Here is a 15,995-nt window from a genome sequence, read left to right on the forward strand (position 1 = left end):
CACCTGAGAGCTGCATGCTACGCAGTCGGCCCTGGCTCGGAAACGCACAGCAACGCACAATGGCTGTGCCGTTTTCGCATAAGCGACCTGATCATGAATCCCAATATCCTCACCGAACAACTGGGGCTGTTTCTCGATGTGCTGGAAGCCGGGAGCTTTTCCGCCGCGGCCCGCCGTCATCCCCTGACCCCTTCCGCCGTGGCCCGGCGCATCGACAACCTGGAAAGCGCCGTGGGCACCACGCTGTTCATGCGCACCACCCATGCGGTAGTGGCCACGGCGGCCGGGCTGGCCTTTGCTGAACGGGCACGGCGTATCGTCGCCGAACTGCAATTGGCCCGCGCCGAAGCGGTGTCCTTGAGCCATGCCCCGGAAGGCCTGATCCGTATCGATGCCCCGGCCGCCTTCGGTCGCCGCCACCTGGCGCCGGCCATTGCCGATTTCCTGGCGCTCTACCCGGGGCTGGATGTGCAGTTGCACCTGATCGACAGCTTCGTCGACATGCAGGGCTCGCATCTGGGCAAGGTCGATCTGGTCCTGCGCGCAGGCCAGCGGGTGGATACGCGAATGGTCGCCACCTCCCTGGCGAGCATCGTGCGCATCGCCTGCGCCAGCCCGTCCTACCTGAAAAGCCGTGGCATCCCCCGCCATCCCGCCGAACTCAGCCAGCACGACGGCCTGGACTGGGACGGGCTGGCGCCGCTGTTTGCCTGGCGATTCGAGCGGGATGGCCAGGTGCAGAGCCATCGCCCGCAACGCATCCGCCTCAGCGCCAACAATGCCGAAGCCCTGCTTTCCGGAGCCCTGGCCGGCCTGGGGATTGCCCATCTGCCGACCTGGCTGGTGAGCGAATACCTGCTGCGGGGGGAGCTGGTGCCGCTGTTCTGCGACGGCGGCCTGCCCAAGCCGGAAACCGCCGGCATCTACGCCTTGCGCATGGAACAACACCCCAATGCCCGCAGCCGTTTGCTCCTGGAATACCTGAAGAGCCGCTTCAGCCCGATTCCGCCCTGGGACCTGGCGCTGCAAAGCGCCATGGGCTGAGCCTGGGCGGAAAATTATCTGGCGCATTAAAGACTCGCCCGCTAGATTCAGGACCATTAATGATCAAGGCCACCGTCATGACCACCAACCCCTCTACCGCGGACACTTGCGAACAGCTGCTGCTGGATAACCAGGTGTGTTTCGCCCTGCACTCCACATCGCTGCTGCTGACCAAGGTCTACAAGCCGTTGCTGCAGCGACTCGGGCTGACCTACCCGCAGTACCTGGCCATGCTGGTGCTCTGGGAACGGGATGAACTGACCGTCGGCGAGATCAGCCAGCGCCTGCTGACCGATCCGGGCTCGCTGACGCCGCTGCTCAAGCGCCTGGAGGCCGAGGGCCTGCTGACTCGGACCCGCAGCCGGGAAGATGAACGGGTGGTGATCGTCAAGCTGACCGAACAGGGCCATAAGCTTCGGGAACAGGCCCAGGACATTCCGCAGTGCATCCTCGGTGCCAGCGGCCGGAGCGTGGAGCAGTTGCGTCAGTTGCAGGAAGATTTGCAGGTGCTGCGCGGGCATCTGCAAGACAGTCTTTGACCCGTCGCGGGCAAGCCAGCTCCTGCAAAGGAGACTGGCTGATCGATAAAAATATCCTTTTTAAAATCAACGAGTTGACCTTTATTTAAGGATTCAGGAAGGTTTTTCCTCGAAAATTTATATTGCGCACTAAATATTTGAGCGATACATTTATTTCGCACTTACTTAGCGTGCAAACTATTAGCGCGAAAATCACCTAAAACGAGGTTTCTACCATGCAGACTCTCTACACCGCCGTTGCAACCGCCACCGGTGGCCGTGATGGCCGTGCTGTTTCCAACGACCAGATCCTCGATGTCAAACTGGCCACCCCCAAGGAGCTCGGCGGCGCCGGTGGGCAGGCAACCAACCCGGAACAGCTGTTCGCTGCCGGCTATTCGGCCTGCTTTATCGGTGCCCTGAAGTTCGTGGCCAGCCAGAGCAAGCGCAAGATTCCGGACGACGCCTCGATCACCGCTCACGTCGGCATCGGTCAGATCCCTGGCGGTTTCGGCCTGGATATCGATCTGCATGTGAGCCTGCCCGGCCTGGCCCAGGATGAAGCGCAAAGCCTGGTGGACGCGGCGCATCAGGTCTGCCCCTACTCCAACGCCACCCGTGGCAATGTGGATGTACGCCTGCACGTGACGGTCTGAAACGGCAAACTCCAGGCATAAAAAAGCCCGACTCAAGGTCGGGCTTTCTGGTCTACAGGGTCGGGCCAGGTTTAAACCTTGGCGCGGCCTTTGTAGGAACCGCCTTCGCGGGTATCGATCTCGATCATGTCGCCGATCTCGATGAAGTCCGCAACGCTCAGCTCGGTACCGTTTTTCAGTTTGGCAGGCTTCATCACCTTGCCCGAAGTGTCGCCGCGAGCGGAACCTTCGGTGTAGTCAACCTGACGCACGATGGTGGTCGGCAGGTCAACGGAAACCAGACGGTCTTCGAAGAACACGGCTTCGCAAACGTCGGTCATGCCTTCTTCGATGAACGGCAGAACCGCTTCGATGTCTTCGGCGTTCAGCTCGTACATGGTGTAGTCGGTGGTGTCCATGAACGTGTAGGTGTCACCGCTGATGAACGACAGGGTCGCTTCTTTGCGATCCAGGATCACGTCGTCCAGTTTGTCGTCCGCACCGTAAACGGTTTCGGTCTTGTAACCGGTCAGCAGGTTCTTCAGCTTGGTCTTCATGATCGCGCTGTTACGACCGGACTTGGTGAATTCAGCTTTCTGAACCAGCCAAGGATCGTTGTCGATACGGATCACGGTACCGGGTTTGAGTTCTTTACCAGTTTTCATTGCGAATATCCGAATTTGGATGGGATTTACAAAAATCTTGGCCGCGTATCATATCCAATTTAGGTAAAACTGGGCAATGAAAGAGCTGGGAGGCCATCCTATCGGCATCATTGGGCCCGGTAAAGTCCCTTGTAACAGCCTTGGGCCGCGCTTGTTGCAGCCCTGGAGCATGACTTACAGAGGCGCGCATGCGTGCGATAAGGCTCAGGCGGGTGCGCGATAAGGCTCAGGCGCGCGAGGGGCACGGGGGGACCTGGGCGGCCACGAGTGTTGAGGTGGTCATTCAGATTTTTGTGCCATTTTCTCAAAGAAGCCCCAACAGCGCTGCCTTGACTGGATCAACCTTAATAGCTGCGGTGTGCTTTAGGTCAAAGCCCGCTGATTCGTACTCTTGTATCCGCGCATCAACCACTCTCTTTACTGCTTCCACAAGCTCTTTGATTTCTGGAAGCTTTTCCAACAGCCCTTCATAGCTGAAACCGGCATAGACCAATCCCCCACTCGTGTCTCCGTATGTGATTGACTTGGGGTTGTAGTAATTAAGGTCTGTATGTGCAAATTGCTGGTTGCGTAGCTCATAAAGCTCCTTGTGGAGGCCGCGCAGATGGGCAGGCACCACCTTCATGTCCAACTCGCTCTTTGACCCACCTCGCCCTTTGTTCTTCGAGAAGGGGCGGATGTAGGCTACCGTCAGATCACGCAACAAGGCCGCTTTAGTATCTACTCTCCGGTAGCGTTTTATCAGCCTTAGGGAGTCAAGCGCGGCCTCGAAGTCGTTAAAGTACATGCAGTGGAAGAAATATTGCTCTTCATTACTTAGCTTCACTACGCCTCCTTAAGATTCCTGCAAGAATCCCACATAAGTCACCCGTCACAGCCACCAAGTAGAACACAGACGACATCCCCAAAGGTTCCGACAAGTGGACCAGCCTGAACAGCTCCGAGAGAAACAGCCAATAAACCAAGAAATCGACAGGTGACACGGTGGGTCAGCAGGAGCCGAAGGGTTGGCCAAACGGCCTTAAGTCTTTCTACCTTCATTCCAAGATGCTCCTATATATGTGCCTCTTTGGGAGGTGATGCTTATCAGCATTAATCACCTTCTCTCAGTGGTCTTTTAGTGAGTGTTTATAGGAGTATCTTTACGCCCCCTATCCTAATAGTGAGGGCTTTTAGAGGCCCCGGCCTGCAAGGGCTCCAGGGTGATCAGAAAGTAACCAACAGACGAAATAAAGGGCCCTTTAGGACCCTTCAAGGTTTACCTGCCCCAGTCTATGAAGGAGCCGGAGCCCTCCACGTCTTCCCAGGACATCGTTATGTCACCGCCTATAGTCAACTGCATGGCCGACTCAAAGCCGTGTAATGGGTTCTCCATGTGCGCCTCAAGGAACTCTTCAACCATCTCCTGAGCGCCAACCTCAGAATCCTTTTCCATTGCCTCAGTGAAGAACTGAACGCCAATCGCCAGAGCATCAAGGCGGTCGTCATGCAGCAACGAGCCCCGCTCCTTCGTGATGCGTGTCAGTTGATAGAAGCCACAGTATTTAACGTCTGTGGTGCCATCAGGATTCAGAGCGGTCTGGTAGTCCTTCTCAATGACCGACTCATGCACACAAAGCTTGTGACTGCCCAAAACTGGCTCTAATACGTCACAAATCCTCAATTCCTTCTGTCCCTTCGACTTGACCTCAGTCACAGCGCAACGGTGCGTGCGGGTCATCACAGGACTGAAGAGCTTGACGTACATGCCGTCACCAAAGTTGCCTTCAATGACCACTTCGTTGACCTTGTACCGCTTGCCGATGTCAGCGAGTGCCTGAAGGGTCTTGTCTTCGTAGCCCCCACGGAAACCTCCCCAGTCCATCAGGTAGATATAGCCGTTGAGCATGTACAGCACGCAGTAACCCGTTTCGTCCTTACCGCGACCACTCGGGTCAATGACAAGAATCTTGGCGCTGTAGGCAGCCGTAGAGGCTCCCGCAGATTCGTAGCGGTGGAACCTGTCGCCCTTAAGGCCAACGTTGGGAACCCCTTTGACCTCATTGTTAGCGTTCGGGAGCCATTGGAACGTAGTAGGCGCCGTCTCCATAGAGAACAGCCCCACGATGAAGTCACGCAGCTTAAGCGGGTACTTTTCGGCATCGCTCAGGTTCGGGTTGAGCATGAACTGAAGGGCAAAACCACCCTTGCCATACGAAAGCTCACGCTCTCGAAGGTCCGTATCATCGAATCGAACAGGGTCCGTAGGGGCCCAGAACAGTGTGCCGTCTGCATTCAGCTCTGCCAGGAGCATAGGGGCCAAGCGGCTACCGTCTCCGTGTGCGTAGCTCTCCAGGTCCTTAAGGTCTCGGGGATACCGCGCTGGCCAGATGGTTGTCACATAGCCTTTGTCTTCGAGGGACCGATAAAGCGTCATCTCGGTTTGAGGAGTCCCGAGGTAGATAATCTGCGACCCAGGAAGCGGCTTTAGGATCGCATCGAACTCCTGAACGAGAGTCGCCAGGGCCTCACGGGCTGCCTGGGTTGCGCTATTCCCTGGAACCTCCACGTCATCCGCAATAAGGATGTCAGCACGGGAGCCCGTAAGCTGGCCCGTAATACCGACCGACTTCACCGATGGCGAGTGGTCAGGCTTAGCTGGTCCTACGTCAAAACTTAGTGAGCTGTCCCGCTGCTTCGCGGTTGGCTTCAAGTGATGAAGGAAGGGTAAGAGGTCGATTATTCGCTTAATGAAGATGCTGTTCGCGTCGGCGCGCTCTTTGGATGCGGACACGATCAAGAACTTAAGGTCAGGGTTGTTCCACAGCTTCCACACAACAAATGCGCAAGTGATGAAACTTTTGCCAATACCCCGGAAGGCTTGAAGAATGAAACGCTTGTTCTTACCGCTGGAAAGGACCCGAGCCATGTCTATCTGACACTTAGTCGGCTTGGGTAAGTTGAGGGCTGCCCAGAGGACAAAAAGAAAGGCCACAAAGGACCTTTTCATTAATGCTATGTCTTTTTCAGATTGATTCAATTTCCCTCCTTGCTATTTCTCCCCTTGTAATCTCCTTACAATTTGTTGAAGCGCCTTTACTTGCTCGTCGGCGCGTTGGGCTTGCTCGACAAAAAATCGAGAAGTGTCTTGGTGTAATTCGGCTCGGCCATTAGGGACGGGTCTACAACTACCCGTGACGTTGCAGACGGTGGCGTCGGCAAGTTGGACTGACAGGCTGATACCATCATCACGCAACTTATCAATAGTGCGTTGAGACATCGCCTTACTTTCAGCGCTGTATGCCTGCCAGTTCTTCGAGACTTCGTTGAGAGCCTTTTGGGTTGCTGCACGCTCTTCCTCCTGTTTAGTGTTCAGGGCTAAAAGCTCCTGGGCCTTCTCGTGGGATGCCTTTAAGTAGGCGTCTTGGTAGCCCTTGGAATAAATCCCAAAGACCACCAGACAGGCACACACAAGCCCCAAGAGTGTCTTGGTAAATGGGCTCATTAAGGACTCCTAAGGGTTAGTGCGTAGTGCCGTAGAGTTCATCGTCTGAGAGGTCACGGACAGCATCCAGCGATTCCGCCAAGTCGCCCAAAAGGGACGCATCAGGCTTCAGTCTTTGGATGGTGAACTTGTGGCGCTCTAAGAGCTTCTCAATGGCGTTGTAAAGCTGTGGGGTACGCTTCTCTTCATTGCGAAGATCCGCGAGCATGTAGCGGGCTTTCTCGGTGTCGATTGCTTCAAGCAACAGCTCAAGTGCATTTTCACTCATTACTCTTTCTCCTTCTTCTTGACCTCCTTTACGGTCTTCATCACAAGAACTATACACTGAGTAAGCGTGTAGATAATTGCGGCCATATAGAACCAGTCGGACATTGTTAGTCCGGCAAAGCGACTTGCTACGTCAGCACCAGCCGCTGCAACTACGGGAGTAGCGCGCACCACTCCCTCATTAAAATTCAATTCGATCATCAAAGGCCTCCTTACCTAAGTTCAAGCCATGCCCGTATTGTATTCCTCCCGGTAGAAGTCATGCCGTAGGTATAGTTAGCGGGAACAATGGCAGAAAGTGTCCCTCCCCCACCGACATTCATCTGCTGACCCCAAGCGACCTCAACACCCGAGAACCCCGGAGCGGCCACCCACAGTGAGCACGCATCGCTGTAGCCCTGTCCCCACATAATGCTCACTTGGATAGGGCTTCCGGTGTCATTGAGGTAAGTCCCCCCAGGAACACGCCATTGAGTTTGAACACTCCAGTTCTGGCCGGATCCGAGTTGGGTGCGTGCCTCAAGGGCGCTGACTCTGGCAGCGATGGCAGCATAAGAGGTTGCCAATGAGCTTGCCTCTGCGGCACCTAATGGCGCAATCACACCGAAAAGGCGGGTCATCCACGCCCCTGTCACATGTTTAGGTACAGTCTCAGGGCCGGTGTTAGTGATCCATTTTTTCCCATCAGATGCGGCCCAAACTGGCGCGCGCTGCGCGTTTCCGTTGAAGCGGTACAGCACAGGAGTGCCGAGCACAGACAGGGACTCATTCGACACGTTACCTGTAGCAACTCCGTCAAACGTACTGTTTACGTACTGCATAGGCCCTAACTGGTCCCTGTGAATCACGGCCTGCCCATCTTGCTTGTTATGACCACGCTGGAAAGTCGGACCTATGGAACCAGGCGCTACACCGTTTAAGTCTCGCATGCGGAACTTGCCGGGGCTTGAATTAGCCACGAAACAGCCGCGCACCATAGGGTCCGCCTGCCACTGTGCTTCCGTGGCTGTAGGGAACGCCCCACTATCCAATGCTGCCGCGAAGTCTGGGAACAGTGCACGTTCCAACTCTTGCCCGTCATCCAGACCAAAACCCGCGAATGGCTTCCATCGGTTACCCCAGGTGGACATGCCCAACTGGAGGCCTGCCGTGTCTGCCAGTCGTGCAGCAGCTTCGGAACGCTTCATAGCATCAATTGAATAGTCCTTTGCTTGGTTGGAGTCGGCAGCAGCCCGTTGTGATGCCCTGAAAGAAACCTCAGAGTTTTCCGCAGAGGTACGAGCTGCATCAGCGTGGCCTTTCGCTACGTCAACCTGATTGTTGATCTTAGCTATCTCGTCAGTTGCGACCTTAGCGGACGCCTTAGCGGAGTCCTCAGACGCCTTTGCGTTCGTTTCAGACTTAGCGGCGGCGTTAGCGCGGTCATACGCATACTCAGCGCTTAGCTTAGCGTTCGCAGCTCGCTCCACAGCAAGGTTTGCGTTTCCCAGTGTCGAAGCTGCCCAGGACTGTTCCTGCCGCAGGGTAACCGCGTGGTCTGACTGAGTGGCATCCGCAAGATTGACGATACGCCGCCCCCGTGCATCGAGGTCACCGTCATTGTTAACCGCGATGGTGTCGGCGGTTAGGTCCCGAGCCTCCTCGGCAATATGCAGGGACTGTACCTGTGAGGTGTTCAAGTCGTAGGCCCGCAAGATAGAACCATCCGAGAAGTCCACCAGACGGTCAGTAGCCGAAGTCACCCGGCGCAGCTCGATGGTCTCGAAGCCGTCACCCGGCCCCCAGGCTTTAGAAGTCGTGAGGTTGGATCGTGTGGTAAAGCGGTAATCCGTAGTAACTGCCAGGACTTTTCGAGTAGCTCCCACGAGGGTTACTACAACGAACTTCCGAGCGAGATACTCGAAGGGGATTGGGAAGTCCCGGTTCGTACCATCAAGCGGGTACGTCAGGACTGTTTTCGGAGCGGCCATTAAGTCCTCCTTTTCAATAGGCAAAAGAAAGACCCGCTATGCAAGCCGGGTCCTAATAGTGAGTGTTTTTGTCTTTTAGCGAATCTCTACGCCCTGAGATTCCATGATCATCAACAGGAGCTTCTGAGAGATCGGATCATTAGGCACAAGACCCCGAAGCCCGTTAAAGACCCCGGTCATGTACTCTTGGTCAGCCCTACGGGAATCTGTACCAGCAGCCCCGAAAGCGTTGTATCCAACCTGATAGCCGCTCGCTAAGACGCCCATTGCGGGCACCTGTTCAGCAACACGGCCAAGGAACCCCGTAAAGTCGTCTGACTTGGTAGCGGCGTACTTCATGGCCCCATCTTGAGGCTTCTCCTTAGACCCACGAGGCAAGATCGACGAGCGCACCATAGCCCCCTGATCGAACCCGAGAGGAGCCGCTACGATGTTCAGCAGGCCCAACGGGGCGCCAATGTGAGAGCTACGGGACAACGCGGCATAGGCAAGCATCTTTTCATCAAGAGATGCCTTAAGGAACTTCTCACGCTGGTCCTTGGGCATCCCCGCCGCCTGGGTGTACTTCATCGCCGCGTACATGGACAGAGCCAGTCCTGAGGACAAAACGGCCTGCATCGTCTGATCAATGTACCGCCCGTTCTTCGTCGCATCATGGAACCCTCGGACCAGCCTGGAGTTAACCGAACGCATGGTGAAGTTCTTGAACTGCATAGCGAGCTTGACGCCTGCACCGTAGGACTCCGTATCAACCGACGAGAACTTATGTGGTCGAAGAATGGCTTCATCAGCAATCTTGTCCCCCATGCGCCACAAGTCCATAACCCGAGGGTCCCGCTGAAAGGCTTCCTTGTCGATGATCTTGTAGCCCCCTCCCCGCTTCTTCGTGATGTGCTGGGAGACAACCGCCTTGATTCCCTCGAATTGCTCCGGGGTGATCGACATAGAGCGCAGCCGCTCAACCTCAAAGAGCCGCGAAGGCTTCCCGGTCAGTACATGATTCACAAGGTCCGATAAGACGCCCGAACGGCCCGCATCCATGATGTAGTTCGAGGACTCCGTTAGGAACTTGGTGAAGGGGGACCACGCCGACAGCTCACCTGTGGCGTACTTCAAGGACCCGACCACCTGGGCCGTCAATGGTGATACCTGTGCCTGATCCCTCAAGCGGTCCACGATGTCAGTCCGCCGTGGTCGTATGGAGTTGTCCAGTTCACGGCCAAACACCAGCGAATGCAGCTCAGCGAGATCCTTAGGCTTAATGGCCGACCCATAATTCACGATGTCACGGAGGAGCGGCACGCCATTGAGAAGCATTCGGGTATGCCCCTTAGTAACCATACCAGCAACCTCTGTGATCGACTGCACGCCCATGTAGGCATTCTTTGCGAAGAAGCTCATGTCCGTGAGAGCCCGTGAAGCTGTCGCCAAGGCCCCCTCGGGATCTCTCCGGGCCCGACCTGTGAGAATGTTTAGGGAGTCTTCCAGAGCTTTGCGCTCCAAGGGGCTCTTGGTGTTGATCGCTCGGATTTGCTCCTTGAGTGCCTCGGTGGTCTGCCCTGTTGCCCCCATGATTCCGATGTCACCGTTAACTCGCCGGTCATAGCTTGGGGTCAGTCTGGAAAGATCAAACTCCCGCAGGTCATTGACCGCAAAGTCTGCACCGTCAGCCATCGTAATAGACAGGTCAGAATCGAACAGGTGGCGCCCTTCAAGGAAGTTGTTGTTCTCCGCACCTGTCAGGCCGTCCGCGTTATCGTAGAGGTTCGGACTCATTAAGTCGTCAGTCTTCGCGATGCCGTAGGCTTTGTCAGTTGCGTACTTGTGAACGGCTGCTTCCAACTGTGCGGCGTCCAAGGTGCGCCCTTCCCTGGCGGCTTGCTCCGTAAGGAACCGGTCCACTCGGGTCTTCACATGAGGGCGGCTTTGGTAGGAAGCCAGCCAGCTATCCTTGATTGCAGTCTGAAGCCCCTCTTCATCACCGAAGCGCTGAATATGCAGGGCCTTAGAGGCGGTCGAGTAGACGTTAGGGATATATGAGCCCGCGTGTCGGGTCTCTGGGAGAATCGCGGTCGCTCGGTGGTTGCCGAACTGGCTCGGGAATTCCAACATGTCCGCCTTCCTATCGTAGTGACCGCGTACTGTTTCCCCGTAAGCTTGCTCCTTGCGGCTCAACTGCGCCCATTTGCGGCCCGTCTGGTCTTCAATGGCTTCAGCTACCCGGCGTTGTACCAAGTCCATAGCTGCCTGCCGACCACCTGACCCCATAGCGTACTGAGGGTCTTTGATGGTCTCTAAGAGCTGTTCCGACATCTTGTTGTAGGTCAGATGGTCTCCGCCCTGGATGCGCTCAATGATGTCCGAAGCGGTGGCCCCGAACCTCCCGTTAGAACCTGATTGGGTCCCTGTGGGAGATCGGAACAACTGACCACCGATATCCCGAACAGCTTCATTCTCAGAGCGCAACAGCGTGTAGCCGATCTCAGTAAACCCACCCATAGAGACCCCCTTAGCGGCTCGCTCGCTGGGCATGTACTGAGCGGCCTCTTGAAGAGTCCTGGGGTTTAACGGGTTGTTGGCTGAAAGGATCGAACCGTCTTGAAGGCGTACAGCTCCCGGCTCGTTCGGATGATCAACGTAGGGGACCCCAAAGGCTTCTTGAGGCTCCTCCCCAGGTTGCCAAGGGAAACGGCTCGGGTCTTCTTGGCCTGTCTGTCTGGCCGTCTCGCGGGCCTCCAGGCGGGTAGCTGTGGGGAAGTAGTCGTTCCCGTCCGGCATCATATCCGGGTGAAGTGGGATCAACTCATTAGGCAAGGCCGACTCTCCGTGAAGCTCAAGAATCTTTGCCAGCTGTGCGTCGTCCATATCGACCCGTTGAGGCACCGCCCTTGCTGCTGCCCGGTCGAACAATGCAGATGCCCCAGCGCCGAACAGAGCGCCCCCAACGATTGCCGTTGAATAGTGCCCGTCGATTCCTGTAGCCATCTCACGGAGCCCCTCAGAGGCCACAGCACCAGCGGCGCCGTACATTGCTCCTTGTGCTGCACGGGAGACCAAGCGAGCCCCACCAGTCCCAGGAATGGGCGCATAGGTCATAGGGTCCACGCCTGCGGAGATCAACCCACCAACGATTTGCGCACCGGCCCCTGTCTGGGAGATACGGCGGTCGTATGCCATGTTTTCGAGAGCCATAGCGATAGCCTGGGGGAGGTTCTCGCGCTTGCCCTTGGAGTAATCAACGATGAAGCTGAAATACTGAGGGTCAACGCCTTCCTTGGCGATGTTCTCGAAGTCCTCCCGACCCCATGCGGACGTATCCTGTGGTTTAACCCACTCAAGCGGGTCAACGTCTTCCTGAGTCACATAGCGAGCAATGGAGGGCACGGGAGAGGTTGCGACGGATGCCTTGGTGGCCTCCCAGGTGCCATCAAAGATACCGCGCTCGGGCTTGCCGATACGGTTAGAGAGGGTAATGAAGTCCTGTTGAGTCTGGGGAGCTTCGCCACCCTTGAGGCCCATTGCGCCGAGGTCCGGCAAGCCCTCCCCTACGTGTATCGGATTGGTGGCTGTGGTTCCTCTGGTGGCCTCCTCAAAGGACACAGCCTTAGCCTTTGGGTGAATACCTGGGTCGGTCACCTCCAAGGCATCGAAGTATTTGCGCGAAGGGCTATCGCCGGACACGTCCAGCAAGTTGCGCATGTAGTTCTGACCCTCGGGGGAGATCTTGGAGAAGTCCCCACGGTCCAGGGCTTCGAGCTGTGGGCGACCTAACCGACCGTTCCCTTGGTTGTACGCAAGGCCAGCTTTGAGAAGGTCCCCGCCGTAAGCGCTGGACAGGTCCTTAATAGCCCGAAGCACCGCAGGGACTGCCTTATTAGGGTCCATACGGTCCTCAGGGGTCATAAGGCCGTAAGCCTTACCAGTCGCCTCTGTGAACTGACCGAGGCCAAGCGGGCCAGTTTTACTCTTGGCTCGGGGCTGAAACCGGGACTCGTTGAAGATCAGCTTATGGGCGTACTCATAGGGGACGCCTTGGCGGTCTGCCTCTTGGCGGATCAGACCATCATAAGGGGTGCCGTTTGCCAGTACCTGGGCATATTCTTCTTTAGTGTTCATAGGTCTCCTTTAGTTACTTACTGTTTGCGGCCACCTCCCAGAATCCAGCGCTCGTGGAGTTCTTGAGTCTTCTCGGCGGACTTAATCCCCGCTTCGAGTTTCTCGTGCTGGGCAACCGCTGCGCGGTCTCGTGCGATGTTCTGCAAGGCTTCCTTCGAGATCCTCAAGCGACGGCCCGTAAGGTTCGAGATAGTCAGGTTTCCGCCGTTGCTTTCTACGGTTAAACCGCCTGCTGACCAGTCGGAGTCCTTGCGCAGTGTCTGCAAGGTTTCGTCAATGATGGCTTTGCCGGTCTCCCAGCTCGCCACGTCGTTTGGGTCGGTCATTAGGTCCCGCTTGGATACCATCCCGTGGAAGCTGTCCGAGCTGGTGAAACCGTTGTCCTCGACGAAGGACACTGTGGTTTTCTTGAGGTACTCGCTCACAGCTCGGGAGGCTTCATTAGAATCACCGGAACGCTGAACAACGGCGTCAAACACTGCACGGGCCTGGGTCTCAAACGAACCTGGGAGGAACTTCAATTCCTTGGCTCCGCTGTCGTTCTTAATGGCTGCCCATTGCTCGTTTCGGTATTTGGTTTCATCGGGGCTCAAGCCTTTCTTGGACTTCTCCGCGTCGATCAGTACGGACGGCTCAAGGCCAGACTCTGCGGCGTAGCGCAACTTCTCCAATAGCCCCGCTTGCTCTGGGAACAACTGAGAGATGGTCGCGGGGTCCTCCTGATAAGCTCGCTGAAGCTCTCTCAGGCGTGGCATCTCCTGGGGCGTCTCGGGCTGCAACAAGGCCCCTTGCCATTCACGAGAGGCGTCCGTAATGAGCGCCCCAAAGGCAGCCTGAAAGGGCCCCTTGTCGTAGTCCGCCCGAAGTAAGGCCGCTTTCATCTGGTCTTTCATCTGGTCGGGAATCTGAAGGGCGTCGATCTGGTTCAGCTTCTTGGCTGCATAGGCCGCCATATCGCTCGACTTGAACTCACCCGTAACTTCGTTAACTGGGAGAAAGCGAGGATCTACGGCGACGTTTTCCTTGTTGATTCGACGGGTGTAGGCATCGTCAATTACAAGCTGCCTGTTATCCGCCTGTGCGGCTTGCTGAAGCTTCTGTAGACCCTGCTGGGATGCCAAGGCGACCTTATTGGAGAGCTGAGCCTTTGCGGTTATCAGCGCCTGCCTTTGCGGCGTCATCTCGGGCCCTGCTTGAACCCAGTCGTTAGCCTGCTCAAGCTTGTTCAGCATCTGCCAGCCAGCAGCCGGATCGACCTGATTGATAGCGTTCTGCAGGCCGAGCTGGAAACTCTCGTTCCGCTTGGAGTCCCGCGTGTAGGACGCCTCCATAGCCCGAACCCTAAGGTTCTCGTAGACCTCTGGGCCGAGAAGGTCCTTAACCCGATGCTGCGCACCGTAGACGTTTATCGTCTTGTCACCGATAGCGTCTAACAGGGTCGTACCGCCCTCTTTATTGACCGCTGTAGAAGTGATCTGTTGGAGCGCCCTAACGGCATGCCCATCGCTGGGGAACAGACCTGACTCAAGGCCGGTGTTTATGTACCCGGTGAAGTAGTCAGCCGACTGCGGATTACCGAGTGCCTTAGGGTCGTCCAGAATCGGAGCCATGTCCGCCTGGGTCTCAACGATTGCCTGGGCCTCAAAATTCTTTGAGAGCCATTGACCGTGTAGGTCGTAAAGGGCCGCGTTGCGCTGAACAATGTCCGAGTTAAAACCCTTCTGATACAGCGTGTCGTTAGGGTCAATTCCAGCATCTTCGGCATAGCTCTTAGAGCGCATCTCCATGCGAGTGGCGCGGTACTCTTCGAGCTGCTGGCGAGTGCGGAAGCTTCCCTTCTGGATTTCTTGCTGTATCTCGTTATCGACCTCGTAAGCCGCATTACGGCCAGACTTCAGCCTCAGCTGGTCCATAGCGTAGGGGTCGTCCTTGTAAAGAAGCGTCCCGTCCGCAATTGCCGCCCGCCGTTGCTCGGGGGTCAGCTTTCGGATGATCTCGTTAGAACGCTCGTCTGCCTTAAGCTGAGCGCTTTTCTCATAGGCGCCATAGGCATCCCCGGAGCTTTTCACAAACTCGGCCATGGCGTTGCCAAAACCGGAACCTTGGAAGTCGCTTTGAATCACACCTGGCTTCAAGCCAAGACCACCACGCCCTGGTTGAAACCCCTTGCGCCTTGCTGTCGTTTGCTGTGCCTGGGCTAATGCCTGGGCGATTTCATTCTGTGCCATCGATTAACCTCCTTTTGCAGTACCTGCCCCCTTAGCTGCCTTAGAAGCCGAGTAGCTTTCCCCTGCGGCGTACCCACCAAAACCAGCCGAAGCAATGTTTAGCGCGTTGGCTACGTTGTTGATCTTCATCCCCTGACCACCTCCACCACGGACAGCGGAACGAGCGTTCTCAGCGGCGCCGATACGGTTCTGAAAGAGGGCCGCATAGTCGCGCTCGTAGTTGTCGAGGATGTTCATTTTCTCGGCTGAAGCTTCGTTATCCACCGAGCGGCGTAGTCGATCTGCTGAGTTCCCAGAGAAACCCGCCTCGCCAATTGCGGCGTTAATGGTCCCCTTGTTGCGCAGCGCTTGAAGGTTCACTTCGGTCAACTGACGGCGGGCCTCGTCGGCCTTATCCACGGTCTCAAGCTTTGAATCCGCGTCTGCGGCGTTTGCTGCCTTGATGATTTCTTGCTGGTTCTTTCGCTGAGCATCGGTTGCCGCGCCTTTGGCCTTTGCTTGCTCAGATGCCCCCATAGCGGCCCCTGCAACTGCAACGACCGCCAAACCGATAGAAACGGGTTCACACATTGATTACCTCCCTATATCCAGAATTGGCGGAATTGAAACCCTGCGGGACTCATAACGACGCCCCGCGCAAAAGTCGCACCGAGCGCATTTAAGAGGCGGATATGGGCGTGGTTATCAGCCGACACGATATTGCCGAGTTCTACCTCTGGAGCGGCCTCTTTGATGCCTCGTAGGTGGTCCTTGAGAATCCGATAGAACCGGAATCGCTCCCCTTTCGAGAGCATCTCTACAACGTTCGTAGTCACAAACCAGATAACTCCGTCAGCGTGACCACCAACCGCCAGGACGAGAGACCCGCACTTAATCGCGTGAGTCGTTTCGTCGAGGTATTTAGGGATCACGTCGAGGGGGTTTCGGCCTGATTGGAGCGAGTGGAATTCCATGAGGTCACCACGGGAGAGGTCATTAGCCGCCGCCCATAGGTCACTTTCTGTTGCCTTTACTTTGTACATGCGTTGGGCCTCCCTATTGTCAGTAATAGTGAGGGCTTTTAAGTCC

At 56.3% G+C, this 15,995-nt stretch carries 14 protein-coding genes; 3 read left to right on the forward strand and 11 right to left on the reverse strand.

Features of this window, described 5'->3' with window-relative positions; genetic code table 11:
- The first annotated feature begins 93 nt into the window (after nt 1-93).
- From GWQ44_RS16075 to GWQ44_RS16085, 3 genes are all read left to right on the forward strand, one after another.
- Entirely contained in the window at nt 94-1,044 is a 951-nt protein-coding gene (locus GWQ44_RS16075) for a LysR family transcriptional regulator (protein ID WP_275927765.1), read from the forward strand.
- A 77-nt stretch (nt 1,045-1,121) separates the two neighbouring features.
- Nucleotides 1,122-1,583: a MarR family transcriptional regulator gene (locus GWQ44_RS16080; RefSeq protein WP_275927868.1), complete on the forward strand. Its 462-nt coding sequence runs from the start codon at nt 1,122-1,124 to the stop codon at nt 1,581-1,583.
- Nucleotides 1,584-1,798: 215 nt separating this feature from the next.
- Nucleotides 1,799-2,218 (forward strand): organic hydroperoxide resistance protein, encoded by a 420-nt coding sequence (locus GWQ44_RS16085; RefSeq protein ID WP_011062537.1) that lies wholly within the window; start codon nt 1,799-1,801, stop codon nt 2,216-2,218.
- A gap of 71 nt (nt 2,219-2,289) precedes the next feature.
- Here GWQ44_RS16085 and GWQ44_RS16090 read toward each other — a convergent pair whose 3' ends face one another.
- The 11 genes from GWQ44_RS16090 to GWQ44_RS16140 all read right to left on the reverse strand — a co-directional run bounded on the left by GWQ44_RS16090 (nt 2,290) and on the right by GWQ44_RS16140 (nt 15,949).
- Nucleotides 2,290-2,862 (reverse strand): elongation factor P, encoded by a 573-nt coding sequence (locus GWQ44_RS16090; RefSeq protein WP_007931398.1) that lies wholly within the window; start codon nt 2,860-2,862, stop codon nt 2,290-2,292.
- Nucleotides 2,863-3,166: 304 nt separating this feature from the next.
- On the reverse strand, nt 3,167-3,688 hold the full coding sequence (locus GWQ44_RS16095) for a hypothetical protein (protein WP_275927766.1): 522 nt from the start codon (nt 3,686-3,688) through the stop codon (nt 3,167-3,169).
- 432 nt (nt 3,689-4,120) lie between these two features.
- A complete protein-coding gene (terL, locus tag GWQ44_RS16100; protein ID WP_275927767.1) occupies nt 4,121-5,881 on the reverse strand; it encodes a phage terminase large subunit in 1,761 nt (586 codons plus the stop codon).
- A gap of 12 nt (nt 5,882-5,893) precedes the next feature.
- On the reverse strand, nt 5,894-6,346 hold the full coding sequence (locus GWQ44_RS16105; RefSeq protein WP_275927768.1) for a hypothetical protein: 453 nt from the start codon (nt 6,344-6,346) through the stop codon (nt 5,894-5,896).
- 16 nt (nt 6,347-6,362) lie between these two features.
- Nucleotides 6,363-6,614, reverse strand: coding sequence for a hypothetical protein (locus tag GWQ44_RS16110; RefSeq protein ID WP_275927769.1), 252 nt, complete (start codon nt 6,612-6,614; stop codon nt 6,363-6,365).
- Entirely contained in the window at nt 6,614-6,814 is a 201-nt protein-coding gene (locus GWQ44_RS16115; protein WP_275927770.1) for a type II holin, read from the reverse strand. The genes GWQ44_RS16110 and GWQ44_RS16115 overlap by 1 nt, the downstream gene beginning before the upstream one ends.
- Nucleotides 6,815-6,825: 11 nt before the next feature.
- Nucleotides 6,826-8,583 (reverse strand): phage tail fiber protein, encoded by a 1,758-nt coding sequence (locus GWQ44_RS16120; RefSeq protein ID WP_275927771.1) that lies wholly within the window; start codon nt 8,581-8,583, stop codon nt 6,826-6,828.
- 75 nt (nt 8,584-8,658) lie between these two features.
- Nucleotides 8,659-12,699, reverse strand: a complete 4,041-nt coding sequence (locus GWQ44_RS16125) for a transglycosylase SLT domain-containing protein (RefSeq protein WP_275927772.1) — start codon at nt 12,697-12,699, stop codon at nt 8,659-8,661.
- A gap of 17 nt (nt 12,700-12,716) precedes the next feature.
- Entirely contained in the window at nt 12,717-14,927 is a 2,211-nt protein-coding gene (locus GWQ44_RS16130; protein ID WP_275927773.1) for a hypothetical protein, read from the reverse strand.
- Nucleotides 14,928-14,930: 3 nt separating this feature from the next.
- The gene (locus GWQ44_RS16135; protein ID WP_161756994.1) at nt 14,931-15,497 is read right to left on the reverse strand and encodes a hypothetical protein; all 567 of its coding nucleotides are present in this window, start codon (nt 15,495-15,497) and stop codon (nt 14,931-14,933) included.
- Between the two features lie 11 nt (nt 15,498-15,508).
- The gene (locus GWQ44_RS16140) at nt 15,509-15,949 is read right to left on the reverse strand and encodes a phage protein Gp13 family protein (RefSeq protein WP_275927774.1); all 441 of its coding nucleotides are present in this window, start codon (nt 15,947-15,949) and stop codon (nt 15,509-15,511) included.
- Between the last annotated feature and the right edge of the window lie 46 nt (nt 15,950-15,995).

The organism is Pseudomonas sp. 3MA1 (genome assembly GCF_029237275.1).
Taxonomy (GTDB): Bacteria; Pseudomonadota; Gammaproteobacteria; order Pseudomonadales; family Pseudomonadaceae; genus Aquipseudomonas; species Aquipseudomonas fluorescens_AP.